At 55.8% G+C, this 23,300-nt stretch carries 24 protein-coding genes and 1 other RNA gene; 9 read left to right on the top strand and 16 right to left on the bottom strand.

Annotated features, from left to right (window positions below):
- Window positions 1-158 precede the first annotated feature (158 nt).
- Window positions 159-260 carry an I78 family peptidase inhibitor gene (locus tag K5D32_RS26415; protein WP_221577702.1) on the top strand — a complete coding sequence of 34 codons (102 nt, stop codon included), beginning with the start codon at window positions 159-161 and terminating at the stop codon, window positions 258-260.
- A 25-nt stretch (window positions 261-285) separates the two neighbouring features.
- Here the strand turns inward: K5D32_RS26415 and K5D32_RS23575 are convergent, their stop codons facing one another.
- Window positions 286-1,377 (bottom strand): tartrate dehydrogenase, encoded by a 1,092-nt coding sequence (locus tag K5D32_RS23575; protein WP_221528746.1) that lies wholly within the window; start codon window positions 1,375-1,377, stop codon window positions 286-288.
- An 87-nt stretch (window positions 1,378-1,464) separates the two neighbouring features.
- On the opposite strand from K5D32_RS23575, the gene K5D32_RS23570 reads away from it, so the two are divergent.
- Complete coding sequence (locus tag K5D32_RS23570; RefSeq protein WP_221602017.1) at window positions 1,465-2,382, top strand: LysR family transcriptional regulator; 918 nt, start codon at window positions 1,465-1,467, stop codon at window positions 2,380-2,382.
- A gap of 254 nt (window positions 2,383-2,636) precedes the next feature.
- Here K5D32_RS23570 and K5D32_RS23565 read toward each other — a convergent pair whose 3' ends face one another.
- The 7 genes from K5D32_RS23565 to K5D32_RS26410 form a co-directional block, all read right to left on the bottom strand.
- Window positions 2,637-3,104: a helix-turn-helix domain-containing protein gene (locus K5D32_RS23565; RefSeq protein ID WP_221602015.1), complete on the bottom strand. Its 468-nt coding sequence runs from the start codon at window positions 3,102-3,104 to the stop codon at window positions 2,637-2,639.
- Between the two features lie 103 nt (window positions 3,105-3,207).
- Window positions 3,208-3,861 carry a DUF2931 family protein gene (locus tag K5D32_RS23560; RefSeq protein ID WP_038399743.1) on the bottom strand — a complete coding sequence of 218 codons (654 nt, stop codon included), beginning with the start codon at window positions 3,859-3,861 and terminating at the stop codon, window positions 3,208-3,210.
- Window positions 3,861-5,408, bottom strand: a complete 1,548-nt coding sequence (locus tag K5D32_RS23555; RefSeq protein ID WP_221602023.1) for a DUF2235 domain-containing protein — start codon at window positions 5,406-5,408, stop codon at window positions 3,861-3,863. Before K5D32_RS23555 ends, K5D32_RS23560 begins: the two co-directional genes overlap by 1 nt.
- Before the next feature lie 221 nt (window positions 5,409-5,629).
- Window positions 5,630-5,857 carry a DUF6124 family protein gene (locus K5D32_RS23550; protein WP_371874974.1) on the bottom strand — a complete coding sequence of 76 codons (228 nt, stop codon included), beginning with the start codon at window positions 5,855-5,857 and terminating at the stop codon, window positions 5,630-5,632.
- A 430-nt stretch (window positions 5,858-6,287) separates the two neighbouring features.
- The gene (locus tag K5D32_RS23545; RefSeq protein WP_221602013.1) at window positions 6,288-7,649 is read right to left on the bottom strand and encodes a Fic family protein; all 1,362 of its coding nucleotides are present in this window, start codon (window positions 7,647-7,649) and stop codon (window positions 6,288-6,290) included.
- A 325-nt stretch (window positions 7,650-7,974) separates the two neighbouring features.
- Entirely contained in the window at window positions 7,975-8,805 is an 831-nt protein-coding gene (locus tag K5D32_RS23540; RefSeq protein ID WP_221602011.1) for a hypothetical protein, read from the bottom strand.
- 77 nt (window positions 8,806-8,882) lie between these two features.
- Window positions 8,883-9,014 (bottom strand): DUF4113 domain-containing protein, encoded by a 132-nt coding sequence (locus K5D32_RS26410; RefSeq protein WP_409372891.1) that lies wholly within the window; start codon window positions 9,012-9,014, stop codon window positions 8,883-8,885.
- Between the two features lie 247 nt (window positions 9,015-9,261).
- Between K5D32_RS26410 and K5D32_RS23530 the strand changes: the two genes are divergently transcribed.
- From K5D32_RS23530 to K5D32_RS23520, 3 genes are all read left to right on the top strand, one after another.
- Window positions 9,262-9,846 (top strand): DUF6037 family protein, encoded by a 585-nt coding sequence (locus tag K5D32_RS23530; RefSeq protein ID WP_221602009.1) that lies wholly within the window; start codon window positions 9,262-9,264, stop codon window positions 9,844-9,846.
- A 317-nt stretch (window positions 9,847-10,163) separates the two neighbouring features.
- Complete coding sequence (locus tag K5D32_RS23525) at window positions 10,164-10,985, top strand: DUF6602 domain-containing protein (RefSeq protein ID WP_221602008.1); 822 nt, start codon at window positions 10,164-10,166, stop codon at window positions 10,983-10,985.
- An 82-nt stretch (window positions 10,986-11,067) separates the two neighbouring features.
- On the top strand, window positions 11,068-11,766 hold the full coding sequence (locus tag K5D32_RS23520; RefSeq protein WP_221602006.1) for a hypothetical protein: 699 nt from the start codon (window positions 11,068-11,070) through the stop codon (window positions 11,764-11,766).
- 419 nt (window positions 11,767-12,185) lie between these two features.
- Here the strand turns inward: K5D32_RS23520 and ssrA are convergent.
- The 7 genes from ssrA to K5D32_RS23485 all read right to left on the bottom strand — a co-directional run bounded on the left by ssrA (window position 12,186) and on the right by K5D32_RS23485 (window position 20,646).
- Window positions 12,186-12,577, bottom strand: a transfer-messenger RNA (tmRNA) gene (ssrA, locus tag K5D32_RS23515).
- Between the two features lie 115 nt (window positions 12,578-12,692).
- The gene (locus tag K5D32_RS23510; protein ID WP_221577707.1) at window positions 12,693-12,980 is read right to left on the bottom strand and encodes a hypothetical protein; all 288 of its coding nucleotides are present in this window, start codon (window positions 12,978-12,980) and stop codon (window positions 12,693-12,695) included.
- A 123-nt stretch (window positions 12,981-13,103) separates the two neighbouring features.
- Window positions 13,104-15,914, bottom strand: coding sequence for an FAD-binding and (Fe-S)-binding domain-containing protein (locus K5D32_RS23505; protein WP_221602004.1), 2,811 nt, complete (start codon window positions 15,912-15,914; stop codon window positions 13,104-13,106).
- Window positions 15,911-16,582 carry an LUD domain-containing protein gene (locus tag K5D32_RS23500; protein WP_221602002.1) on the bottom strand — a complete coding sequence of 224 codons (672 nt, stop codon included), beginning with the start codon at window positions 16,580-16,582 and terminating at the stop codon, window positions 15,911-15,913. Before K5D32_RS23500 ends, K5D32_RS23505 begins: the two co-directional genes overlap by 4 nt.
- Window positions 16,582-18,039: a LutB/LldF family L-lactate oxidation iron-sulfur protein gene (locus K5D32_RS23495; RefSeq protein WP_221602000.1), complete on the bottom strand. Its 1,458-nt coding sequence runs from the start codon at window positions 18,037-18,039 to the stop codon at window positions 16,582-16,584. Before K5D32_RS23495 ends, K5D32_RS23500 begins: the two co-directional genes overlap by 1 nt.
- Window positions 18,036-18,860 (bottom strand): (Fe-S)-binding protein, encoded by an 825-nt coding sequence (locus K5D32_RS23490; RefSeq protein WP_221601997.1) that lies wholly within the window; start codon window positions 18,858-18,860, stop codon window positions 18,036-18,038. The genes K5D32_RS23495 and K5D32_RS23490 overlap by 4 nt, the downstream gene beginning before the upstream one ends.
- A 97-nt stretch (window positions 18,861-18,957) precedes the next feature.
- On the bottom strand, window positions 18,958-20,646 hold the full coding sequence (locus K5D32_RS23485; RefSeq protein WP_221577712.1) for a lactate permease LctP family transporter: 1,689 nt from the start codon (window positions 20,644-20,646) through the stop codon (window positions 18,958-18,960).
- Window positions 20,647-20,713: 67 nt separating this feature from the next.
- On the opposite strand from K5D32_RS23485, the gene K5D32_RS23480 reads away from it, so the two are divergent.
- Window positions 20,714-20,941: a hypothetical protein gene (locus K5D32_RS23480; RefSeq protein ID WP_221601996.1), complete on the top strand. Its 228-nt coding sequence runs from the start codon at window positions 20,714-20,716 to the stop codon at window positions 20,939-20,941.
- A 61-nt stretch (window positions 20,942-21,002) separates the two neighbouring features.
- The gene (locus tag K5D32_RS23475) at window positions 21,003-21,770 is read left to right on the top strand and encodes a GntR family transcriptional regulator (protein ID WP_221593823.1); all 768 of its coding nucleotides are present in this window, start codon (window positions 21,003-21,005) and stop codon (window positions 21,768-21,770) included.
- A 52-nt stretch (window positions 21,771-21,822) separates the two neighbouring features.
- Here K5D32_RS23475 and smpB read toward each other — a convergent pair whose 3' ends face one another.
- Window positions 21,823-22,305, bottom strand: a complete 483-nt coding sequence (smpB, locus tag K5D32_RS23470; RefSeq protein ID WP_025258480.1) for an SsrA-binding protein SmpB — start codon at window positions 22,303-22,305, stop codon at window positions 21,823-21,825.
- Between the two features lie 125 nt (window positions 22,306-22,430).
- Here smpB and K5D32_RS23465 point away from each other — a divergent pair, with 125 nt between their 5' ends.
- Both K5D32_RS23465 and K5D32_RS23460 read left to right on the top strand, forming a co-directional pair.
- Entirely contained in the window at window positions 22,431-22,865 is a 435-nt protein-coding gene (locus tag K5D32_RS23465; RefSeq protein WP_025258481.1) for a type II toxin-antitoxin system RatA family toxin, read from the top strand.
- The gene (locus K5D32_RS23460) at window positions 22,858-23,172 is read left to right on the top strand and encodes an RnfH family protein (protein ID WP_221601994.1); all 315 of its coding nucleotides are present in this window, start codon (window positions 22,858-22,860) and stop codon (window positions 23,170-23,172) included. The genes K5D32_RS23465 and K5D32_RS23460 overlap by 8 nt, the downstream gene beginning before the upstream one ends.
- The last annotated feature ends 128 nt before the right edge of the window (window positions 23,173-23,300 follow it).

Genomic DNA, 23,300 nt, shown 5'->3' with positions numbered 1-23,300 from the left:
GAAAGATAATCCTGCGAACGATCAACCTCGACTTGCTCTTTGGGGCGCAGTGGCGGATGTCAGCGGTGAGCTGATCACTGAATGCGATCTCTCATGGCCACTTCGGAGTTTTGCCCTTATGGAAAAAGTCATTCCTTTCAATATCGTGTGGCTCTCGTGTGGTTTCAAGTGGTGGATCCCGGGGTCTGAGTTACAGCCCGCTCCGTTTGAATATCGAGGTCAACGGACAGAACCGTATCGAGGATATTACCTGCGGGTGAGCGGGCCGGTCATTCAAGGCTTGTCCTACTCTGCCCGGCGCACCTGTTCCTCGATGGCCTTGCCCAGCGTAACCGTTGAGCCTGTACCGCCCAGATCCGGCGTCAATGGCGCATTCTCCGGCCCTTGGGCCAGCACGGCTTCAATCGCCGACAGCACGGCAGCCCCGGCTTCTGCATGGCCGAAATGCTCCAGCATCATGCCGCCGCACCAGATCTGCCCGATGGGGTTTGCGATGCCTTTGCCCGCAATGTCCGGTGCTGAACCATGCACCGGTTCAAAGAGGCTGGGGAACGTCCGGTCCGGGTTGATATTGGCCGAAGGCGCAATGCCGATGGTGCCGGTACAGGCCGGCCCCAGATCGGAAAGAATGTCACCGAACAGGTTGCTCGCGACAACGACATCGAAGCGATCCGGGTGCAGTACAAAATGCGCGGTCAGAATGTCGATGTGATATTTGTCGACCAACACCTCGGGGTACTTCTTGCCCATTTCCACGACGCGCCCATCCCAGTACGGCATGGTGATGGCGATGCCGTTGGACTTGGTGGCTGAAGTCAGGTGCTTCTTGGGCCGACTCTGGGCCAGGTCGTAAGCGTATTTGAGGATGCGGTCGACACCGACGCGGGTCATCACCGTCTCCTGAATCACTACCTCGCGCTCGGTGCCGGCAAACATGGTGCCGCCGACGCTGGAGTATTCGCCCTCGGTATTTTCCCGCACCACATAAAAGTCGATATCGCCCGGTTTGCGTCCGGCCAGCGGCGCTTTCACGCCGGGCATCAGGCGGCAGGGGCGCAGGTTCACGTACTGATCGAAGTCGCGGCGAAACTTCAGCAAGGAATCCCACAACGAGATGTGGTCCGGCACCACGTCCGGCCAGCCGACCGCACCAAAGTAAATCGCGTCGTATTGCTTGAGGGTTTCAAACCAGTCATCCGGCATCATCTTGCCGTGCTCAAGGTAATAGTCCGCGCTGGCGAAGTCGAACCAGTCCCATTGCAGACCGATCCCGAACTTTTGGGCGACAGCGTCCATGACGCGGACGCCTTCGGGCATCACTTCCTTGCCAATACCGTCTCCGGGAATGACGGCGATCTTGTAATTGTATTGAGTCATGGCAGCGGTTCTCGTGCTTGTCAGGTGGTGTGCTCCAGTGTATTGATTCGTCTATCAAGCACAATTTGGCTTACGGGAAATCCATTCTTGAATTCAAGTAAAGAGTTGGTCACCAACACTGATGACCTCAGCTTCTTCAATCGCGTGGCCACCCACGGCAGCCTGACCGCCGTGGCCCGGGAACTCGGCCTGTCTCTGCCCGCCGTCAGCAAACGCCTGACCCAGCTTGAACAACGCCTGGGCGTGCAACTGATAAGGCGCACCACCCGCAGGCTGGACCTGACACCTGAAGGCGTGATCTACCTTGAGGGTGCTCGACCAATCCTGCGCCAACTGGAAGAACTGGAAAGCGCCCTCGACAACCGCCAGCCGGTGCTGCGAGGCAAACTGAGCATCAATGCCTCGTTCGGCTTTGGCCGACGCCATATCGCGCCACTTCTGTCCGAATTCGCCGCCCAACACCCACACCTGGAACTGTCACTGCAACTCTCCAGCCTGCCGGTCAACCTGCTGGATGCCGGAATCGACATTGATATCCGAGTGGGTGAGCCGCCCGACTCACGCCTGATCGCCCATCACCTGCTCGACAACCCCCGCATCCTCTGCGCCTCACCTGCCTACCTCGAACGCGCAGGCACACCCCAAGATGTCGACGACCTGGCGCAACACAACTGCATCGTGCTCAAACAATACGGAAGCGACTACGCCATCTGGCGTTTCACCCGCGACGGCCGCGAATACAGCCAGAAAGTCACCGGCACCCTGTCCAGCAACGACGGCGAAATCGCCATGCGCCTGGCCCTGGACGGCCACGGCCTGATCCTCCGCTCCCGCTGGGATGCACAGCAGCATCTGACCCGTGGAGAACTGATTGCCGTACTGCCCGAATACCACGCGCCGAGAGCGGATGTGTATGTGGTTTACCAGCATCGACAGCATGTGCCGCAGCGGATATCGGCGTTTACGCGGTTTTTGGGGCGGGAGTTGGGGGAGCGGTTTTTGTGAAGGGTTGTTTGTGGGACCGGATTTATCCGGGAAGGCGTTACTTCTGACGATGAAGATGCAGTGAGTGTCCAGACTTCTTGAAATAACCGCTATGAGCAAGGTCTTGGCCAACACCAAGGCTTTTTGCCCCGGTAGAGCCGTCAAATCAGGAATTCAAAACCAGACAGCAATTTTACGGTTAGCAACTTGTCGAGGTACGCAAAGGCGCAGGATAGAGAACATTCGCGTCATAGAAAGCAGTGAACGGTGAAGCCTCATTCGTACCCCATCCCCAACTCCTGTGCTTGTGCTGCGAGTTCATCCATGGCATCTCGGCTTGCCTGGTCGCGTTGCTCTTTGTAGGCCAGCAGGTCTGCGAATTTGATCCTGCGATGTCGACCGGTTTTTGTGTGCGGCAACGCGCCTTGGTCCAGTAGCTTTACCAGGTGAGGTCGAGAAACGTTGAGCATGTCTGCGCCTTCCTGAGTCGTCAGTTCTGCATGAATAGGAACGACTTTGACGGCATTGCCCAACGCAAGCTCACTCAGGATTTCGCCGAGTAAGCGCAGGGCGAAAGTGGGTAATTCAACGACTTTGCGTTGCTGCGTGTCATCAATCAACTCAATGCACTGAGTTTCACATTTTGTCGAAAGAAATGCGGCTAACTGACGGCTTGACGCCACAGCCGCAGCGATTTCTTTCTGGTTTGGGAGAGCTATGCGAGAGAGGTCGACGGTGGTCATGAGTATTTCCATGTTCATACGACGTAACTGCGGTCGCTGATCAGCGCTTTATTTGAAAGAGAAAAACGCAATAGTCGAAATGATTGAGCAACAAAGGGAATACTCACCAACTGCCGTAAGGAATGCCATATTTTTCAATGTAGCGTCTGGAGGCATCAGGCTGCTGATAGTAACGACCACCTGACTTGCCAAGATGCGGACCCAGGGGTTCCACTTCGGCTTGAGTTCGGGTGACGTTGATTGCTTTGTTGCAACTGTCGCGTACCCACATCTGAACAACACCGCCTGGGGCAAGGCCCACAATTACCGATGCTGTGAAACGAGCAGTCTGTTCTGGCTTCTGTGGACAGCGTTGGTGGGTTGATGCTTGCATGATTTCACGCGCACTTTCCGGAATATCAATCCAGGCCCGGTAAGTCTGGGGTTCTACGACTGACTGCCATCGTACGAAAATTCGTTTTGGCAGATCGGCCCCAACTACAGGTTTTATGTTTCCCCCTATTCGATCCCAGCCCTTGGCTACCTCTGTGGCATCGCCCGGGTTGCCAGTACCTATTGCTCCGCCTCCAGGGCGCTCAAATGTCCTGTCCTGGATGTCCACCACAGAACTGTGTTCGACCAAACCTGGCATATAAGTGGGGGCCATGAAATCCAGACTCCACCATGCGTCTTTTGGAGAGCTTTTTCCCGGTAAGGCATCTGAGGCCTGACAACCCACTATTAAAAGTACGCCGAGCAGGGCTACGAAAACGCGCATCAGAATAGTGTCCAGTCAGGTACGTGAGGGTGTTGAACCCTTATGGCATCTGCCGTAGGAGCATTGATATAAACGATACTCAAGCCTCCTCCTGTGCTTTTACCGAGAGGGTGGTTCCAGTTGGCTGAGGTATGAATGTACCGCACTCTGAGTAGCTGATCTTCTTCAGGTGTCGTGCTGTAGTCTCCCGTGAGAAATCTGTCACAGAGAGGCTGTAAGTCCGATGGAATGGCGTAGTCAGGATTCCCCTCATCAATCTCATTGAGTCGCACACCATTTTGTTTTGCTAGCTCATACATCACACGCAGGTACACCCTGGATAACTTACCGCTCACCGACCGCTTGAGCTGCAAGCCAGCGTACACACGTTTCTGTCGTACCACACTCATGCGATCTTGTGGGGCTGCTGGCAATAGAGTCGGAGGCGGTGTAGTGATTTCAAGCATCGTGGCCGGCCAGCCTTTGCTAATCATCTTGGCTTTTTGCTGTTGGGCATCGAGATAGATTGATGTGCTCCTCACATCCGTTGTGGCTCCAACTGAGAGCGCTTGCATAGGGCTCACCAACACACATTCTTGTGCTTCCTCAAGATATCCACCTCCGATATCCGAGTGAACACCGGGCACAGTGATTTCGGGATGGTCTGGTTTGACACGACTCAGTGCAAAGTTGGCACGGCATTCATCACGAGCAACCAAGTGAATGACATTCGTAAAATATTTGCGGTCCAGATAAAGCTTGAGGCCAGGCGCAACAGCACTTTTTACGTTACCCAGGTTAGCTAACCCTGCAATAGAGGGCACGGTATCAAACAAACCGATAAAGCCCATGTTGATATCGCTCTTGTACTGACCGCTAAAAGACGAGCTAAAAGACTTACTGTTGCTACGTAGTAAATTGCCCAGAGGTCCTTGTTTGCAGCGGACGACCTCATTCGCAAAATGCCGTGCTGCAGCCGCTCCTCTGCTAAAGCCGAATGTATCGAAGGTCAATGAGCAGATTTCACTGTCTGGGTTCTCTTGAAGTAAATCATCAAAAAGCACGCTGATACGGCTAAATGCCAGTTTTACCCGCTCGGCTACCCCGGTATCACCACGACCGGTGCCGGAGCCCAGTAAGCTATCTTTCTCGCCTGTACTAGTACCGATACCCTCAATATAGGCCATACGAAAGGCTATTTTTCGCTGTCCGTTCCCCTCTGTTTCCGGTGGTGCGTAATAGAGCTCGCTTAGCTTTTTAACGTTACTGGTGTCATTGCCATAGCTGCTTTCAGGGTCGGACATGAACGGTTTACAACTGGCATCGATATCTGCGGGTGCAATAGGGTGATGGGCACCACAGAGCAGACCGGCAGCTGAGTTGTTTGCGTTGTTGCCAGTGCCATCGAAGAACACACCAATGCGCAGAGCAATCGCTGTTTTTTCTGGTGGCGGTGCGGGGCTTTTTCCGTACTTTTCGTATTCGGCCCAGCGCAGTGCATGAATATCGACTGGTTTAGCTTCTTCGTGGCGATAATTCTTTGGCTGGTTGGGTACGTATCCACTCATTCCTTGATTCCTGATTTTTTCTCCTTCGTAAAGCCCCAACCATTTATCTAGCAGGGTTGGCACTTTTTCGGTCCAAGATGATAACCGCTCCCGACGAGGATACGAATGATGGCCTGGGGCCTCGTTTACAAGGTGGGCGGGCTTTTTACTCGCAGGTAGGTAAGTGTCTGAGCCCAGAGAAAATACAAAACCTGCGCAATGCAGGTTTTGTAATCCACACATCAACGAACCGAAAGATCTTCCAGTGAACGATCAACCTCGGCCTTGGCCATCTCCACCAGATGGACGACAGACAAAGCCAGATGCCGATGCGAACCACTCAAACGGTCGCCGCTTTCATAGGCTGTTGCTGCGGCGCAGCTCAATAGCTCGGAAGCACGCACGAGCGCATCTTCAAGGTAGCGAGGGGAGAGATGACAGGGTGGATCCGGTGTGATCTTGAGCATCATGAAACTCCAGTCAAAAGTGGAGCCGCCATGCTCGCGACTAAACGAGGGGTGGCGGCCATGCGCAGGTTAGTCGACCGGAGACTGGTACCCGGCGCACCCGAAGGTGCCCTACGCACGGCCACCATAAAATGCAGGCCATAAAAAGCGCCTCGCAAAAGGTGGCGCAGTGCGCCAGTCATCCCGGGCGACTAAACCCGTTCGCTGAATATGCAGCGACGGAGGCAGAGTAGTGACCGGATTTCATGGGCGCAAGCGGTTGGGATTTTCTCGGAAATTTCGGTCAAGGGAAAGGGAGGCGTCTTGCTATTGTGGGCTTTGGAGGCTGACTCTTTGTCCATTCAGTGAAGCTCCGTCCAATCTGTTCCGCGTGCGGCAGTTGATATGAGGTCTGCCGTTCTGAGGAAAAAGTCGCGCCACTGGCGCGACAATGTCAGCTTCCATGGCGCGATTTCCAGAGCGTGAGTTCTGATGGTCGTAATCCGTAGCGTGCCAGAACACCCTCGTGCAGTCGGCGGAGCTCTTCAACGATCAGGGCCTGAACTTCTGGCTGCTCATCCTCTGTAACATGCGTGGTTACCGCATTCTGAATACAGGTCAGTGGATCAAGTTCTGGATGGCTGACGACTTCGCGAATGGTCGCTTTGATGAAGTCCCGCCAAGTCAGGCGCAGGGGATCAGGCTCTGCAAGGTCTTGTTTGATTGCCAGGTATTCCTGCGTCGAGCGCTCGTAAGCCCAGAGATACAGGTCGCGAAGTAGCTCTACCCGGGTCATTTCGTAGACGCCTAGTGTGGCGCTGCTGTAGGCCTGCTCGGGTAGATCCAGAAATGTCAGTGGGCACAGGTTGGCGCGAAACAATGGCAGGTTCGCCGCCAGCCGAGAGGTGCGTTTGTTGATGTCGGCAAAGGGCTGCAAATAGGGCAGGTGGACCATCATGAAGAAGGACTGCTCGAACGGATCAGTAATCTGATTTGCCTTGCCGAGCAGAACGTCCAGCGCACCCTCTATCTGTTGTGGTGTGGATAGAGGGCGATAGGTGCTTTGCCCAATGTCGACGGCGTGCTGACGAATACGGCCTTCATCTGCGGGGTTGGGAAGCAGGTTTTCAGCCAGGGCGCTGTGCAGGTTCATCAAGGTGTAGCGGTTGAACTCGGCACTTTCAATGTTCTCGACCAACAGCTCGATTGCCGTTTTATGGTTCAGGATCATTTGTGTTTCGATAGCAGCCTTGCCTCGTGCAGCTTGGCCATGCTCAATGAGCTGTCGCGTATCGAGCCGCGAGTAAGTGTTCCCTTCCAGATTGCTCGATGCCCACGATAAATCAATCAGCAGGCGATTTAGCACTGCGCGACTGTATGTGCCTGCTGGCTCCACGGCATCTGTCGTTTTTCCCATTCGGTGCAGTTGGCGACGCAAGGATTCGGACAGATAGCTGGTTTTGTTCGGGTGATAAGAGTCCAGAAAATCACGCTGGTAGCCGACGGGCTTGCGCGCTTCTGTTGGTTGGTTGACATAGGCGAGTATGTCCCGGCTGTCTGCCGACAGCGGGATAAAGGACGGGAAGCTATCACTGCTGGCAACCAGTGTGCTTGTTTCCGCCTGGGTATCTGCTGGGAAATAGCGTCGTGCTCTACCCTCACCGTAGGCGGAGATCTGGCTGCTCTCGATCAGCTGTGCAATCAGCCTCTGCGCTGTTCTTCGGGCAATGTCAGGGTGCCTCGTCAGCAGCTCATTGAGTGTCAATCCGTTTTCCGCTGCCTGGATGCTGCTGAGTATTTCAGTAGAGGAAGACATTGCTGAGTTGGCACCGTTTAGCTGCTGTTGGCGCAATTGTGGCGCAGTTTTTAGAACTGCGCCATTTTTGAGTGGGTATGTGGCGCGGTTTTCTCCCCGGTGTCATTTTTTGGTGTTCTTGTGCGCGAGCTGGCCGATTCGATAACAACGCTCATGGCATTACGAAACGCACAACCGACCCGCTACCTTTGGAACGCAAAGGTGAGGAAGTCTTGAGCAAAATCTAACGGGCTCGTGAGTCACTTGAAGTTGTGCGAGAACAGTAAATTATTTCGTGAAGAACACATTATGGTGTGCATAGGGTTGGGGCTTAACAATATTTTGTCTACTTCGAACGGATAGAGCCTCTCAGGCTGCTTTCTCGAACGGATGCACCTTCTGCGAAGCGAGCTACAAGTGACTCAACGATCTCCATGGTTCCAGCAGGCGCTAATGGCCCGACTAGGATTTCCGCGCCGATCAGCGCTGTATGATCTAATCCCAAGTCAACGTGGAGTGGGCTTGGAATACCTCTCATAAAATCAACTCCACTTCTATGCCAGTTTTTTCTAGATTCAAGGTATCTCGAAGAGTCGCCCGTGAATGGCTCCATCGGACCAGGTGAGGCAACCAACACAAATCGATGCTCTTTCTGAAAAGCCCAAGCATCAGATTTCAAGAATGCGATCTCATTGCCTTCACCATAGAATGTAACGCCTCCATCATCGGATATAGCTGTAAACCTCTCAATTGCAGTGGGTACGTCTGGTACGTAGCGGACTGGTTGACCGAAAGTTTTTTTCATTTCAACTGAGGGAATAAGAGTTATGCCTACTCCAAGCATTTCTTCCATGGTAAAGGGGGCTTCTAGGTCGATGAACTGAAATTTCTCATGCCACCTAATGTCGATTGGACGCCAGTTGAAGGGATCGGGACGAAGGGATAGACGAACGCCTCGCATTGCATCTCCATACATTGCCCACTGTGGAATACTTTCCTCATCAGCCGCCGACCAGCAGCTTGCATACATTCGAGCCCCAAATGGATAGGGACCAATGGATCGGCCTTCTGTTACGTCATCAAATTGATCTAATCGCGTGAAGCGCAATGTCTGATGCCGAAGTATCAAAGCTAATGTGTTTACTGTGGTGTAGTGATGCAGCATTGGTTTATTCATATGTACGTGAATTCCATTGGTCCGTGCCAAAGAGCTGGGCTTTGACGGTTCAGCATTTCTTCAGGGTATTTCCGAATCTATCGATGAAATGCATTTTTTAAATAGTGAGTCATCTCGCGCCGCATCGCCCACTCAGGGGCGGCGGGGATGCGACTGAACCGCACTTTCACTCTGCCCTCGCGGGCGCTGATGCGGTCGACCACGGCCATCAGCCGATTAGCGCCAGGTGTGGCCGCGAATAGGTGAATTCCCCACGCTGTCGCAGATCCGTCAGCAGCACCTCAGCTTTGCTGTAGGCGTAGCCGGGGCGGTTCAATGGTTGGCCATGGGAGTCGTTTGGAAAGTCGCCGCGCACTTAGTTTACATGCGTGGCGTTGCGGCGCTTTGCCTCGCTTCCATAACAAGTGAAATGCTGACAAGGTGAGTGGTACGTCCGAACACACGAGGAACAGGCATATGGCAGTGGTAGTACTCGACAGGCTACGCGACCTCTTCAACAGCATGCGTGCGCAAAGTATTAGCCGGTATCGATTCAGCTATCAGCGAGGGCCCTTGACCTTTGACGTCATGTTTCTAATAGACGAAACGCTCTACGCGCTCCTGTTTGGCGCCCAAGGGCACAACCTATCTTTCGAGTTCCAAGTGCAGCCCGGCTTCCGTGTCGTGCATCCACAGTTGGACAAGGCTGACTACGCGACGCTTTGCCGCCTGCTCGGCCTGAAGTGGAACCCGAACAATTCGTTTTCACCGGGCGGCTTTCTTGCCGACTTCAACTCTCACATCCCAGCAACCGCTGTACCGAGCCAAAAAGCTGGGCCCCACCACGTTGCTCAGGTCCGCCGAAATGTCGAGGATGCGCACAAGCGATTCTTCTGTGGCTGGAGAGACAACAAGGTACGAGGCGAACGCGTTACACCCCAGAATCTCCAAAAGACGCGTGAGCTAATGGGGCCCAAAACAGCAAATACCTGCGACCAGAAAAACATCAGCAGCTGCTGGACTGATATCCCGGGCGGAGCAGTCGCCGTCACTGACCCCTGACCGATCGGGTCGCAGGCCGTATTTGCGAAATTCGCATGAGCTGCCTAGACCTCTGCGGACCTATTCCTGCCGCAAGGCGTAACCCACCTGCAATAGACTCGCGTGTCGCAGGCGATTTTGCTCCCACGTTTGGTCGAGAAAACGTGGCTGTCCGTACATGGTGTATAACTCCCTTATACGCTCATCTGCATGCTGAAAGCCTCATCCTAGATACGGATGCCAAAGGAATAAAGTATGTTATACGCCACGCCCGTCTAGGGAGTCATGTACCGATTGGTATCTATTTATGGTTAAGCAGTCAAGGAGTTACGAACGCAATGGATGTTGTAAATATAAAGGACATATTTAAATCCATCTCCAAACAAATAAAGCTAGACTACGATGAGCTAGCTTCAAATATTCCCCATTTTGGAGAGCGCGGCGCAGGTCGTGAAGAAGTAATAAAAGAGCTATTAAAGGAATACCTTCCAGAAAGATTTGGCGTTAACTCTGGTTTTGTAGTAGACATCAATGGCTCGGTCTCTCATCAGGCCGACATCATTATATTTGATCGCCTTATTGCTCCAAAATTCAAGATATCCGGAAATAAATATTTATACCCATGCGAATCTGTTGTTGCCGTAGGAGAAGTCAAAAGTTTCATGGATAAATCGGAGCTGCAAGACTCAATAAAAAAACTGAAGAAGGTGCGCGAGCTTGACAGAACAGCTAACGGCAGCAATAAAGTTCGCATGGGATATCATTACAAACAGAATGAGTCTCGGCTATCCCCCAAAGCGAACAACTGCGATTCAATCTGGACATTCATATTTTGCTCAGACAGCCCAAGCCTAGAAGTAGTAACAGGTAATTTAATTAACGAACTTTCTCCATTAGAAAACCATCTCTGGCCCAATCTCGTCTGCGTACTGAACAAGGGGATTATTTCCTATCATTCAAATTCAGGCCTAGTAACAGACCCAAGAAAAGCTACCGGTCTTTACCACAGTACTCAAGATGAGGCCGAATACGCCCTGCTAAAGTGGTTTATGCTTTTGTGCAATGATATCTGCGACAACCACATTACAGCAATAGATGCAGTAAATTATCTTGCCTCACCTCGCACTAACAATAAACGCTACCCAGTGCGCCCCGCCTGATAAATGGTTCAAATCATTAGCTTCGCTCACTGGGACGCCCGCAAGCGGGTGCCCTTTAACCAAATGTTAGGGAAAACAAAAAATGTACCCTCCAATTCAAGAAACATTCCCCGAGGTATTCATTTTAGAGTCGTTATCGCTTGAGGATGAGCGCAGAGGGAGATACGAAGGTAAGGTTCTTGCTGAAACCTTAAAGATGTGCGGAAAATCCCCCGAATACTATTACTTCAGAACTGAAGAAGAGCTAATTGAACTAGCAAAGGAGTTCAGAAAATCAGGCTATCGATTTCTACATCTGTCCTGCCATGGAAGCCACAACGAAATCGCAACAACCTTCGGGAGTATTTCCTATCAGCGTTTCGCTGAGATATTCTCTGGCTTTCTACAGAACAGAAGACTTTTTGTTTCCGCTTGCGAGGTAGGGAATGAGCTATTTAGCACAGTGATTTCTGCAAAAAATAAAGGAATGTATTCAATAGCCTCTCCATCGATAAAGATAAGATTTGACATTTCAGTTGCGCTCTGGTCATCCCTGTATGTCAAAACATTCCTAGCAGATGAAAATTTTGTAAAAGGTACAAATATCTACCTGTCTCTTGTTTATTTATGCGAGTTCTTTGAGGCGCCATTTCATTGGTCATGGTACAAGGCCAGGGGAAATAAGTGGATTCACCAAACCATTGAAGGAAAGCCAACCATAAAACCCAAAACGCAAGCTCAAAAGGCAGCAAGTTTAGAAGTAGAAAAACAAGAGTCCGAGACTCCCGTATGCCTCCCCTAACAACAGGCTCAAGTCGTTCGCTTCGCTCACTAGGGGCGTTAGGTGGTTATTTTTCAGGGACCGTGCACCGCATGGAAGTTGGTTTAGCGTTCGCTACTTCAGCATTACGTCGCAACTTTCTCAGCGCCGGAAAACTTGCCGTGTTGCTTGTGCAGGCTGTCGCCCGGTCGCTGCCCAGGCTGGCGCAGAATCGCCGTTCACAAATGCTGTCCTGAAACGTGTAGCAGGCATGAGATCTACCTCAGGCGCTTTTGGGTATTCCAGAGATTAGCCTCGGAGGGCCTGGAATACCACTTGGAATACCCGAACGGTCAGAATTTGGTGGACGCCCAAAAACCTTAAAAGCGCTGGAGGCCCCGCGGTTACTGGATCTCAGACACAAAAAAAAGACGCCCTAAGGCGTCTTCATTTGTCAGATTTGGTGGAGCCGGGGGGATTTGAACCCCCGTCCGCCAGTACTCCGCTGTCGGTACTACATGCTTAGCCGTGTCTATTAAGTTAACCCTCAGCGACCCGACGGGCAGGGTGCTTTGGGCGAGCTGTGTAAGTTTTAGTCGCGTCGGCCACAACGTCCTAAGCGACGATCCTGTTCTATATGACAATCATTTCGGGTTTACAGGCATCCCCTGATGATTGCTGGAGCCGAAGCTACCAGAAGAGCTAGTCGCGCCGCTTACGCAGCGAGAGCGTAGCCCTCGTAGTTTTCGTCATTGGCAACTATAGAAAGTTGCAACAGTGGATTTACGACTTCTGTTACCAAGTCGGCATGCACCTAAAGTTTCATCACCGGCGTCGAATCCTAATCGGCCCCGTGACGGCTTTCGCTGTCATTGGGCGGGAGTCTACGCCAATTGAGGCGGCGCGTCGACCCGCGTCTTGTTTTACCGATCGATGCCAGCGCGATGGCTGGCATCGATGCGTGGCTCTTACTTGCTGCCGCCTTCGCTGCCCGAGCCGATGTTTTTCAGTTCGGTGATGGCCTGGGTGGTCAGTTCGACGCAGGTCTTGTTGTCGCCTTTGGCCTGGGCGGAGCGTGCGTCGGTTTCGGTCTTGGCCAGGGACTGTTTCAGGTCGGGGCTCAGGTTGGCGTTAGTGGAAACCTGGGCGTCCTTGATGGTCTGCAAGTTGCTGCCGCACAGGTCGTCGGCGGCGAACACCGGGGAAGCCAGCATGACAGAGCTGAGGAGTAGTCCAGTCAGGGCGGTACGCTTCATATGTCTCTCCTTGATTACCGGTTGCTTGGGCGGATGCCCATGAGGTGGATAAACCCGTTCGTGTAGGGGTTAAAAGGATGGACTGTGACAGAACGCAGGGGTTCTATTTATTTTCATGACCCATTACACGGGTTTCGCCCGGGTCACCCGGTCAACCAGATAGACCAGCCCGTGGTAGTCGATGCCGCCATGTTGCGACAGGCCGATTTCACAGGTGCGGCTGGTGGAGATGCCTTCGTTGCAGTGCTGCACCGCATCCTTGAGCGAGCGCAGGGCGTGGGCATTGAGTTCGGGGGTGGTGAAGCCTTTGTCTCCGGCGAATCCGCAGCAATGGATGCCTTCCGGAATGACCACGTTGACGCTGCACAGGCGAGCCAGTTCGATTAGCGCCTGACTTTCACCCAGGTGTTGGGTGCTGCAGGTGACGTGCACGGCAATGGGTTCCTGTTGCGGGGTAAAGGTCAGTTTGTCCAGCAGGTGAGTGCGGATGAAACGCACTGGATCGTAGAGATCCAGGCGTGTGTCCTTCAGGTCTTGCACCAGGCGCAGGGTGCAAGGGCTGGTGTCGCAATAGATCGGGTCGAGCCCGCCGCGACTGGCTTTGATCAACGCGGCCAGCAACTCCTGGCGTTTTTCGTCGGCCTGCGCGTTATAGCCTTTTGAGGCGAAAGGCTGGCCGCAGCACAGGCTGTCCTGATTGTCCGGGAACACCACTTGGTAACCGGCTTTTTCCAGCAGGCTGCGGGTTTTATCCAGCAGTGAGGTCTGTTCGCGATCACTGGCCGCTGGTCCCATCACGCGAGAGACGCAGGCTGCCAGGTAAATCACTCTGGGGCGTTGATCTTCAACTGGCGGGTTGAAGCGGATGGCCTGTTCCGGCTGTGGCATGGCCTTTGTCCATTGCGGGATGCGCCCGGCGGAAGCCTTGTGCAGTTTTGCTGACAGTTTCGCCAGCCTCGGCGCGCCCAGCAGCATGCGTGCACCGTTGGCGGCGTGCAGGGTAAAACGTGCGCCTTGCAGTGCAGCCTTGAAATTGTGCGCCAGCCAGTTGGCCGTCTTGTCGTTATGCGCTTGCTGATGGCGCAGCTTCTTGACCAGTTCGCCGGTGTTGATGCCGACCGGGCAACGTTGTGCGCACAGGCCGGTGGCGGCGCAGGTGTCGATGCCTTGATAGTGGAAATCCTGTTCCAGTTCTCGGGTGTCGGCACCGGCCCGTTTCTTCGCCTGAATGTCGCGCCAGATGACGATGCGTTGTCGCGGGCTCAAGGTCAGTCCCTTGGACGGGCAGACTGGTTCACAGAAGCCGCATTCAATGCATTTGTCGACGATTTCGTCAGCCGCTGGCAGCGGTTTCAGGTGTTTCAAGTGGATCTGCGGATCGGTGCTGAGCACCACGTCGGGGTTGAGAATGCCGTTGGGGTCGAGCAGGCGTTTGAGTTGCCACATCAATTGATAGGCGTCGCTGCCCCATTCCTTTTCGACGAAGGGTGCCATGTTGCGCCCGGTTCCGTGCTCGGCCTTGAGCGAGCCGCCGAACTCCACGGCCACCAGTTCAGCTACGTCCTCCATAAAGGCCTGATAACGAGCGACTTCTTCGGGATTGTTGAAGCCCTGGGTGAAAACGAAATGTAGATTGCCCTCCAGTGCATGGCCGAACAGGATGGCTTCGTCATAGTGATGCTTGTCGAACAGCGCGATCAGGCGGCGCACGCCGATGGCCAGTTGTTCGACCGGGAAGGTGATGTCTTCGATGATGACCGTGGTGCCGGTCTGGCGCACGGCTCCGACGGCGGGAAAGGTATCTTTGCGAATGGCCCAGAGGCGAGCGTTTTCCAGCGGGTCTTCGGTGAAGTCGACCTGCTTCTCGACCGGGAAGGACGCCAGCGACGCCATGATCTGCGCCAGTTGTTCATGCAGCAAATCTCGGGACGCTGCCCGTGCTTCGATCAGCAGGGCGCAGGCGTTTTCTGAAAGTTCGCGGACAAAGGCTGGCATGCCGGGTTTGTCCTGCACCGAGCGCATGCTGCGTCGGTCCAGCAGTTCGACGGCGGCGACCGGTTGGCTTTTTAGTGCGGTGACGGCGTTGCAGCAGGTTTCCACGTCCGGGAAGACGATCAGTGCCGAGGCTTTGTGCGGATGGTCGGGCACGGTGTTGTAGGTCACGGCGCTGATAAAGCCCAGCGTGCCTTCGGAGCCGACCAGCAAATGGCTGAGGATATCCAGTGGCTCATCGAAATCCACCAGGGCGTTGAGTGACAGGCCGGTGGTGTTTTTCAGGCGATATTTGTAGCGAATTCTGGCGGCCAGTTCGGTGTTGGCGCGGGTTTTTCTGCCCAGATGGGCGAGCTGTTCCAGCAGGTCGGTGTGGCTGCTGCGAAAGGCTTGCACGCTGGCCGGGTCTTCGGTGTCCAGACGTGTGCCATCGGCCAGTACCACGCGAATGCCGGCCAGCGTGTGATAAGTGTTTTGCGCGGTGCCGCAGCACATGCCGCTGGCGTTGTTGGCGACGATGCCGCCGATCTTGCAGGCGTTGATCGACGCCGGGTCCGGGCCGATCTTGCGGCCGAACGGTGCCAGCCAGGCATTGGCTTGCGCGCCGATGACGCCGGGTTGCAGGCGAATTTGCGCGCCTTGTTCGCGAACCTCGCGGGCGTTCCAGTTATCGCCCAGCACCAGCAATACCGAATCGCTGATAGCCTGGCCGGACAGGCTGGTGCCAGCAGCACGAAAGGTCATCGGGACTTTTTCGCTCTGAGCCAGCTTGAGCAGGGCCACCACTTCGTCTTCGGACTCAACCCGGATCACCAGTTTGGGAATCAGGCGATAGAAGCTGGCATCAGTGCCGAAGGCCAGTGTCGAAAGCGGGTCGTCGAAGCGCCGGTTTTCGGGGATCAGGCGACGGGTTTCGCGAATGAAGTTTGCTGGCAGGCTCATGCGTCTTCCACGATCAGGACCACAAGGTCTTTGGGGCCATGGGCGCCGTAGGCCAGCACCTGTTCGATATCGGCGGTCTTGGACGGGCCGGAAACCAGCAGGGCATTGGTCGGCATGCCGCCGGTCCAGTCCTGTTTGCGCTGGGCTTCGCAGAGGTTGTCGTAGATCTCGCTGGCCTTGAGCAGGGCGAAATGCACAGGCGGCACCAGGCTCATCAGGCGTGGCTCTTCCCGGGTTGGCCAGATGATCAGGCTGCCGGTGGCTGCGATTGCCCCGGCGGTGGTGGTGAAGCTGGCCGGTGTGTCATCGAACAGTTCTTTTTTCCATTGCTCGATGGGGCGGTCATAGTGCTTGAGCGTTGGCAGTTCGGAATGGGTTGCCCAGTGTTCGGTAACACGCTGTCCATGAGCGGTTCCGGGCGCAATCAGCAGGCTGGGCAGTTGCCGGTCATGCACCAGTTCGCCCAGCCTTCGAGGCCAGTCCGACTCTGTACACAAGTGGATTTCCGTATGCACGGCTTCCATCAGTTTGCGTAGCTGGGCGACCCGTTCTGCAGGGGCATAGGTCCAGGGTTCTGTCACCAGAGCTTCATTGAAGTTGTCAGCAATCGGTGTCGTTCCCGTAAGGCTCTGGCGCAGTTTGGCGAGGATATTTTGCTTGGCGTTCATCAGCGTTCTCCAGACGGCTTGTTCAGATGCTCGCGGGCCATTTCGTGCAGGGATCGTGCGGCAGGTTTCGGGGCGCTGTGGTTTTGTGTCCACGGCCCGACCTTGCCGGGCATCAGGCTGCGCAGGCGTGTGGCGAAAAAGGCAAAGGCGCGATACAGGCCGGGCGAGGTATTGAGTGTCGACCAGGCATTCCAGACGAAACGTTCCTTGCGCGAGTATTTGCGGCCCTGATCGCGCATCACGCGATTGGGCGCGTCCGGTGCCTTGACGTTTTCTTCGCGCAGGCGGCGCAGCAAGGCCGGAATCGGGATCTTGACCGGGCACACTTCGCCGCAGGCACCACAGAGCGATGAGGCACTTGGGTGATCCGGCACTTTGCTCAGGCCCGCCATGTGCGGGGTGATGATTTTGCCGATGGGGCCGGGATACACCTCACCGTAGGTGTGGCCACCGACGCGGGTGTAGACCGGGCAATGATTCATGCACGCGCCACAGCGGATACAGTTCAGGGTCTGGCGCAGTTCGCTGTCGGCAAAAGCCTGAGTGCGGCCATTGTCCAGCAGCACCAGATGCACTTCCTGTGGGCCATCCAGTTCATGCGGCTTGCGCGGGCCGGAGATCATGTTGACGTAAGTGGTGATCGGAATGCCCAGCGCCGAACGGGTCAGCAGCGACAGCAGAGGAATGGTGTCGCGCAGGTTTTCGACGACTTTCTCGATGCCGGTCACGGCGATATGCACGGGCGGCACGCTGGTGACCATGCGCCCGTTGCCTTCGTTTTCCACCAGCAGCAAAGTGCCGGTTTCGGCGATCGCGAAGTTGACGCCGGAGACGCCGATATCCGCCTCGAAAAATTTCTGGCGCAGCACGCGGCGGCCGATCTGGATCAGTTGATCGACGTCGGTGGTGTAATCGACGCCCAGTTTTTCATGGAATAGTTTGCCTACCTGACCGGCGTTCTTGTGGATGGCCGGCATGATGATGTGCGAGGGCTTTTCGTGGTCCATCTGCACGATGTATTCGCCCATGTCCGCTTCCAGGCACTCGACGCCGCGCTCGCCCAGGAAGTCGTTCATCTCCATCTCTTCGCTGACCATCGACTTGCCTTTGATCACTTGCCTGGCTTCGTGGGCGTTGACGATGGACAGCACGATGTCATTGGCCTGCTCGACGGTTTCGGCCCAATGCACCTTTACGCCGTTGCGGATCAGGTTGCGTTCAAGCTGCTCCAACAAATCCGGCAGTTTGGACAAGGCCCGTGCGCGAATCGCATTGCCCAGTTCGCGCAGGTCTTCACGCTCTTCGGGGTCGCTGAAGGCCGCGGCGCGCTTGGTCATCAGCGAGTCCATGGCGCGCCGGAAGTTACCGCGCAGTTGCGTATCGCCAAGGGCCTGATGGGCGCGGGAGCGAAAGTCTGTCTCGACTTCCACGGCCGGGATGCGGGTTTGCGTATTCATCGCTGTCCTCCGGTGCGTTGCCACAGGAAGCTCGCCAGATGCAGGCCGCGCAGGGATTCGCGTTGTTTCTCCAGTGCGCCGTTGATGTTCATCAGGCAGCCGCAATCGGCGGTAAGAATCTGGTCTGCGCCGGATTCCTTCAGGGCGCGTGTCTTGTCGGCTACCATCGCTCCGGAAATATCCGGCATGCGCACGCTGAATGTCCCGCCGAAGCCGCAGCACTCGCTTTCATGGTCGTGCTCTACACGCTCGACATTGCCCAGTTGCGACAGCAGTTCGCGAGCATGCAGATGGGTGTTCATTTCGCGTCTTGCCGAACAGGAAGTGTGCAGGGCTATCTTGATCGGTTGGCCTTGATCGTTCAGTCGGGCCTTGCAGACAAACAGCAGGAATTCAGTCAGCTCATAGGTGCGTTCGGCCAGAGCGCGAACCTGTTCGAGGGTGTGAGGTTCGTCCTTGAACAGGTCGGGGTAGTGCTCGCGAAACATGCCGGCGCAGGAGCCGGAAGGCACGATGACCGGATAGTCGCCCGAAAACAGCGCCAGTTGAGCTCGCGCTACTTCTCGGGCCTGATCGGTGTAGCCGCTGGTGTAGGCCGGTTGCCCGCAGCAGCTTTGCTCTTGCGGGTATTCGACGGCGATGCCCTCGCGTTCCAGCAGGTGGATGGCGTCCATCCCGGCTTCGGGGAAAAACAGGTCGACCACGCAGGTGCCGAACAGGTAAACCCGTTGCGGTTTTTGCGCGGGGTATTGCCGTGGCCCATGACGCGCTGGCGCGACGCGGGTGGCGTTGGGTGATGCGTTGTAGAAAAGCTCGCTCATCAGGTGTTTCTCCGGGTGGGCCCGGTTATCCGTTCGGGGCATGAATGGCTGACGCCGGTGGTTGGGGCCGGCGTCAGGGCTTCGCGTCTTTTTGTAATCAGTGAACGATCATGCCGGTGAACCAGTAGGCTTGGGCATAAGTGATGCAGCCCACGATGGTGGCGAAAAACAGGCTGTGCTTGAGGGTGAAGCGGAACAGATCCGATTCCTTGCCCACCAGTCCGGTCGCGGCGCAGGCCACGGCTATGGATTGCGGCGAGATCATCTTGCCGGTCACGCCGCCGCTGGAGTTGGCGGCGACCATCAGCACGTCGCTGACGCCGATCTGATGTGCCGTGGTGGCTTGCAGGGAGCCGAACAGTGCGTTCGCTGAAGTATCGGAGCCGGTCAGGAACACGCCCAGCCAACCCAGGAACGGCGAGAAGAACGGGAATGCTGCACCCGTTCCGGCCAGCACCAGCGCGAGGGTCGAGGACATGCCCGAGTAGTTCATGACGAAGGCGAAGGCCAGTACCATGCCGATGGATACGATGGCCCAGCGCAGCTCGATCAGCGTCTCCTTGAAGGTGGTCAGACCAATCTTGGGGCTGATGCGCAACACGATCATGGCCAGAATCGCCGAGAACAGAATCGCGGTACCCGATGCGGCGATCAGGTCGAACTTGTAGACCGCAGGCATGGCGGTGGCCTTGGCAACGATGGGCGTGCCCTTGATCACCAACTGGTCCAGGTATGGCACCGCGATGTTGATGGTCCAGGCTTGCAGAGGGCCACCGGCAGCGAACATTGCCTTGAAGGGTTTGAGCGTCCAGACAGTGACCATGGCGGTCAGAATCAGGAAGGGCGACCAGGCCTTGATGATCTGGCCAAGGCTGTAGGGCGATTGGACGGTCGTGCGTGGCTGGCCAAAGCCGCCAGGGTTGCCGGCGATGGCCGCCGAGCCGCTGACAACGACTGAATCCGCAGCACGTTGTGGCTGCCAGACTTTCAGGAACAGTGTCAGGGACACGATGCTGACCAGCGCCGAGGTGATATCCGGCAGCTCGGGGCCGATGAAGTTGGAAGTGAGGTACTGGGTGATTGCAAAACTCAGCCCGGCAATCAGCGCGGCAGGCCAGGTTTCCTTGACGCCCCGTACACCGTCCATCATGAACATCAGCCAGAACGGTACGAACACCGACAGCAGCGGCAGTTGACGACCGGCCATGGCGCCGATCTTGAACGCATCGATCCCCGAAACCTGCCCGGCCACAATGATCGGAATGCCCAGCGCACCAAACGCCACGGGGGCGGTGTTGGCGATCAGGCACAGGCCTGCGGCGTACAGCGGATTGAGCCCCAGCCCGACCAGCAAGGCTGCGGTAATCGCCACCGGTGCGCCGAAGCCGGCCGCGCCTTCCAGGAATGCACCGAAGCAGAAGCCGATCAGCAACACCTGCAGACGCTGGTCATCGGTAATCGACATGACCGAGCTGCGGATGATCTCGAACTGGCCGCTCTTGACCGTCAGTTTGTAGAGAAACACCGCCGCGACGATGATCCAGGCGATTGGCCACAAGCCATAAGCGAACCCGTAACCGGCGGCTGCCAGGGCCATGTCTGTGGGCATCTGGAAGGCGAAGATCGCCACCAGCACCGACAGCGCCAGGGTGATGCTGCCCGCTATATGGCCCTTGAGCCTGAAAACGGCCAGCGCCAGAAAGAAGAACACGATGGGAATGAGCGCAGCGGCGGCGGAAAGGCCCAGGCTGCCCAGGGGTGTATAGAGTTGTTGCCAGGTCTGCATGTAGGTGGCCCCTAATTGTTTTTGGTAAGGCCCGGTGTTCTGTGTCGTGCGTGCATGGCCGATGTGTATGGACGAATCGCACAGTTCACCAGCTCAAGGCTTCCTGATCGGAAGGTCTTGCAGCGTGATGGAGGTCAGCCATCGGCGCTGGCATTGGATAATTGGTAATACCAATTTACAATATCTGATTGCTAGGTTAGAAGCCTTGCTATTGTTGTGTCAATTTGTCTCGCCAAGACTTTGGTCGGGTGCACAGGAAAATGCGGTTAGCCTGCTGCATCTGGCAGGTGCCTGAAGGGCGGCGATCAGCGAGAATGCGCGGTCCCGCTAACGAGTCGGGTGTGGAGTGAGGGGTTATGGGTTTTGATCAGGTGCGTCAGCGCCGTTTGTCTGATGACATTGTCGAGCAACTGGAACGAATGATTCTTGAGGGCACGCTCAAGTCGGGCGGACGCCTGCCTGCCGAGCGGGCGCTTGCCGAGCAGTTTGGCGTTTCCCGTCCTTCCCTGCGTGAGGCCATCCAGAAACTGACCGCCAAGGGGTTGCTGGTCAGCCGTCAGGGCGGTGGTAACTATGTGGTCGAAAACCTTGGGTCGACCTTCAGTGACCCGCTGCTGCATCTATTGGAAAGCAGCCCCGATGCCCAGCGCGACCTGCTGGAGTTTCGCCACACCCTGGAAGCTTCCTGCGCCTACTACGCGGCCCTGCGCGCCACGGATGTGGATCGCGAGCGTCTGCGTGAGGCTTTCGATGCCTTGCAGGCTTGCTACACCTGCACCGACGAAGTGAGTCGGGCGGAGGAGGGCGCTGCCGATGCCAGCTTTCACCTGGCGATTGCCGAGGCCAGCCATAACACCGTTTTGCTGCATACGATCCGGGGGTTATTCGATCTGCTCAAGCGCAATGTGGTGATCAATATCGGCGGGATGTATCAGCAACGCGCTGAAACCCGCGACATGCTCATCCAGCAGCATCGTGAGTTGTATCTGGCGATTATCGAAGGCCGCGCCGAGGATGCGCGAGAGGTGTCCAGCCGCCACCTGACCTATGTGCAGGAAGTGCTGGAGGAGGTGCGGCAACAGGTCCAGCGCACAGCGCGTGCGGAGCGCCGCAATAATATGTAATGCATCACCGTAGGAGCGAATTCATTCGCGAATGAATTCGCTCCTACGGTGATCAGTCGTCCTTGCCCTTGCTGCGCACGGCCCGTTGCAGTTCGCGATCCGAATCGCGCTCTCGCTCGGTATGGCGCTTGTCGTATTCCTTCTTGCCCTTGCCCAGAGCAATCTCGCACTTGATCAAGTGCTGCTTCCAGTAAAGGGAAAGGGCTACGCAGGCATAACCTTTCTGCTGCACCGAGCTTGTGAGCTTTTCAAGCTCGCGCTGGTTCAGCAACAGTTTACGGGTGCGTGTCGGGTCAGCGATGACGTGTGTGCTGGCGGTCTTGAGCGGCGTGATATGGCTGCCCATCAGCCAGGCCTCGCCATCCTTGAGCAGCACATAACTGTCAACCAGCTGCACCTTGTTGGCACGCAGGCTTTTTACTTCCCAGCCAGCCAGGACCAGACCGGCCTCGAACTTGTGTTCGATGAAGTAATCGTGACGCGCCTTTTTATTTTGCGCGATGGTCCCTGTGGGATGTTTCTTGAGCTTAGCCATAGGGGCCGCATTATAGGGAGTTGCTTCAATGTCGGCTACGGGAAAGCGTGCGCTTGAGCACGAAGGATGAATCCCGGACAATACTGACTCTTTGTTTGCCGCTCAGCTTTGGAAATGACGCTCACATGACTACGCATATTCAGCGCTCGGCTCTTTTGCCGTATCCGGCCCGGTTTCTGTACGACCTGGTCAATGATGTGGCTCGTTATCCCGAGTTTTTGCCTTGGTGCGCTGCGGCGGTGGTGCTCGAGGAAAGCGAGACACACATGCGTGCAAGTCTGGAGGTCGCCAAAGGTGGCCTGAGCCAGAAGTTTGTAACGCGCAATGTACTGGTGCCCGGAGAATCCATCGTGATGGATCTGGTCGAGGGGCCTTTCAGTCAATTGCATGGTGTCTGGACATTCAAGCCGCTGGGGGACAAGGCCTGCAAGATCAGCCTGGACCTCACCTTCGATTATGCCGGCTCTATTGTGCGCGCCACGTTGGGGCCGCTGTTCAATCAGGCGGCCAATACCCTGGTGGATGCCTTTTGTCAGCGAGCCAAAGAGCTGCATGTCTGACGAACTGATCCAGATCGAGGTGGTTTATGGCGCTGTCGATCGACAGGTGTTGCTCAGCGTCTCGGTGCCAGCAGGCTCGTCGGTTCGACAGGCGCTTTTAGCATCAGGCATGCAGAGCCGGTTTCCCGAGCTGGATCTGGCTCAATGCCCTGTGGGTATTTTTGGCAAGGCCGTGAAAGATCCTTCCGTTCGTGTGCTGGAGGCGGGTGATCGCATCGAGATCTATCGCCCGCTGCTGGCTGACCCCATGGAAGTGCGGCGCTTGCGTGCGGCCAAGGCGCGCTTGAACAGAGATGCCGGGTCCTGATTTTTTAAAAGCGCCAGACAGCAAAAAGCCCGGCATGCCGGGCTTTTTTGTGGAAACTGTCCCGTCCTGAATAAGGTTTACACCTTCTAACTTCTTTTCAGGAAGGTGCAATGGACACGGGCGCGAAG

Origin of the sequence: Pseudomonas cichorii, assembly GCF_019719005.1 — a bacterium.
Lineage (GTDB): Bacteria > Pseudomonadota > Gammaproteobacteria > Pseudomonadales > Pseudomonadaceae > Aquipseudomonas > Aquipseudomonas cichorii_E.
This window is presented reverse-complemented; position numbering and strand designations above follow the sequence as displayed.

Excerpts from the sequence above, each read along its gene's own strand:
- K5D32_RS23510 (WP_221577707.1), bottom strand. The coding sequence starts at position 12,980 with ATGAAGCGTACCGCCCTGACTGGACTACTCCTCAGCTCTGTCATGCTG.
- K5D32_RS23460 (WP_221601994.1), top strand. The coding sequence starts at position 22,858 with ATGTCTGACGAACTGATCCAGATCGAGGTGGTTTATGGCGCTGTCGAT.
- K5D32_RS23575 (WP_221528746.1), bottom strand. The coding sequence starts at position 1,377 with ATGACTCAATACAATTACAAGATCGCCGTCATTCCCGGAGACGGTATT.
- smpB (WP_025258480.1), bottom strand. The coding sequence starts at position 22,305 with ATGGCTAAGCTCAAGAAACATCCCACAGGGACCATCGCGCAAAATAAA.
- K5D32_RS23545 (WP_221602013.1), bottom strand. The coding sequence starts at position 7,649 with ATGTCTTCCTCTACTGAAATACTCAGCAGCATCCAGGCAGCGGAAAAC.
- K5D32_RS23555 (WP_221602023.1), bottom strand. The coding sequence starts at position 5,408 with ATGAGTGGATACGTACCCAACCAGCCAAAGAATTATCGCCACGAAGAA.
- K5D32_RS23475 (WP_221593823.1), top strand. The coding sequence starts at position 21,003 with ATGGGTTTTGATCAGGTGCGTCAGCGCCGTTTGTCTGATGACATTGTC.
- K5D32_RS23505 (WP_221602004.1), bottom strand. The coding sequence starts at position 15,914 with ATGAGCCTGCCAGCAAACTTCATTCGCGAAACCCGTCGCCTGATCCCC.
- K5D32_RS23565 (WP_221602015.1), bottom strand. The coding sequence starts at position 3,104 with ATGACCACCGTCGACCTCTCTCGCATAGCTCTCCCAAACCAGAAAGAA.
- K5D32_RS23540 (WP_221602011.1), bottom strand. The coding sequence starts at position 8,805 with ATGAATAAACCAATGCTGCATCACTACACCACAGTAAACACATTAGCT.
- K5D32_RS23530 (WP_221602009.1), top strand. The coding sequence starts at position 9,262 with ATGGCAGTGGTAGTACTCGACAGGCTACGCGACCTCTTCAACAGCATG.
- K5D32_RS23560 (WP_038399743.1), bottom strand. The coding sequence starts at position 3,861 with ATGCGCGTTTTCGTAGCCCTGCTCGGCGTACTTTTAATAGTGGGTTGT.
- K5D32_RS23550 (WP_371874974.1), bottom strand. The coding sequence starts at position 5,857 with ATGATGCTCAAGATCACACCGGATCCACCCTGTCATCTCTCCCCTCGC.
- K5D32_RS23480 (WP_221601996.1), top strand. The coding sequence starts at position 20,714 with ATGGACGAATCGCACAGTTCACCAGCTCAAGGCTTCCTGATCGGAAGG.
- K5D32_RS23465 (WP_025258481.1), top strand. The coding sequence starts at position 22,431 with ATGACTACGCATATTCAGCGCTCGGCTCTTTTGCCGTATCCGGCCCGG.
- K5D32_RS23525 (WP_221602008.1), top strand. The coding sequence starts at position 10,164 with ATGGATGTTGTAAATATAAAGGACATATTTAAATCCATCTCCAAACAA.
- K5D32_RS23495 (WP_221602000.1), bottom strand. The coding sequence starts at position 18,039 with ATGAATACGCAAACCCGCATCCCGGCCGTGGAAGTCGAGACAGACTTT.
- K5D32_RS23520 (WP_221602006.1), top strand. The coding sequence starts at position 11,068 with ATGTACCCTCCAATTCAAGAAACATTCCCCGAGGTATTCATTTTAGAG.
- K5D32_RS23490 (WP_221601997.1), bottom strand. The coding sequence starts at position 18,860 with ATGAGCGAGCTTTTCTACAACGCATCACCCAACGCCACCCGCGTCGCG.
- K5D32_RS23485 (WP_221577712.1), bottom strand. The coding sequence starts at position 20,646 with ATGCAGACCTGGCAACAACTCTATACACCCCTGGGCAGCCTGGGCCTT.
- K5D32_RS23500 (WP_221602002.1), bottom strand. The coding sequence starts at position 16,582 with ATGAACGCCAAGCAAAATATCCTCGCCAAACTGCGCCAGAGCCTTACG.
- K5D32_RS26410 (WP_409372891.1), bottom strand. The coding sequence starts at position 9,014 with ATGGCCGTGGTCGACCGCATCAGCGCCCGCGAGGGCAGAGTGAAAGTG.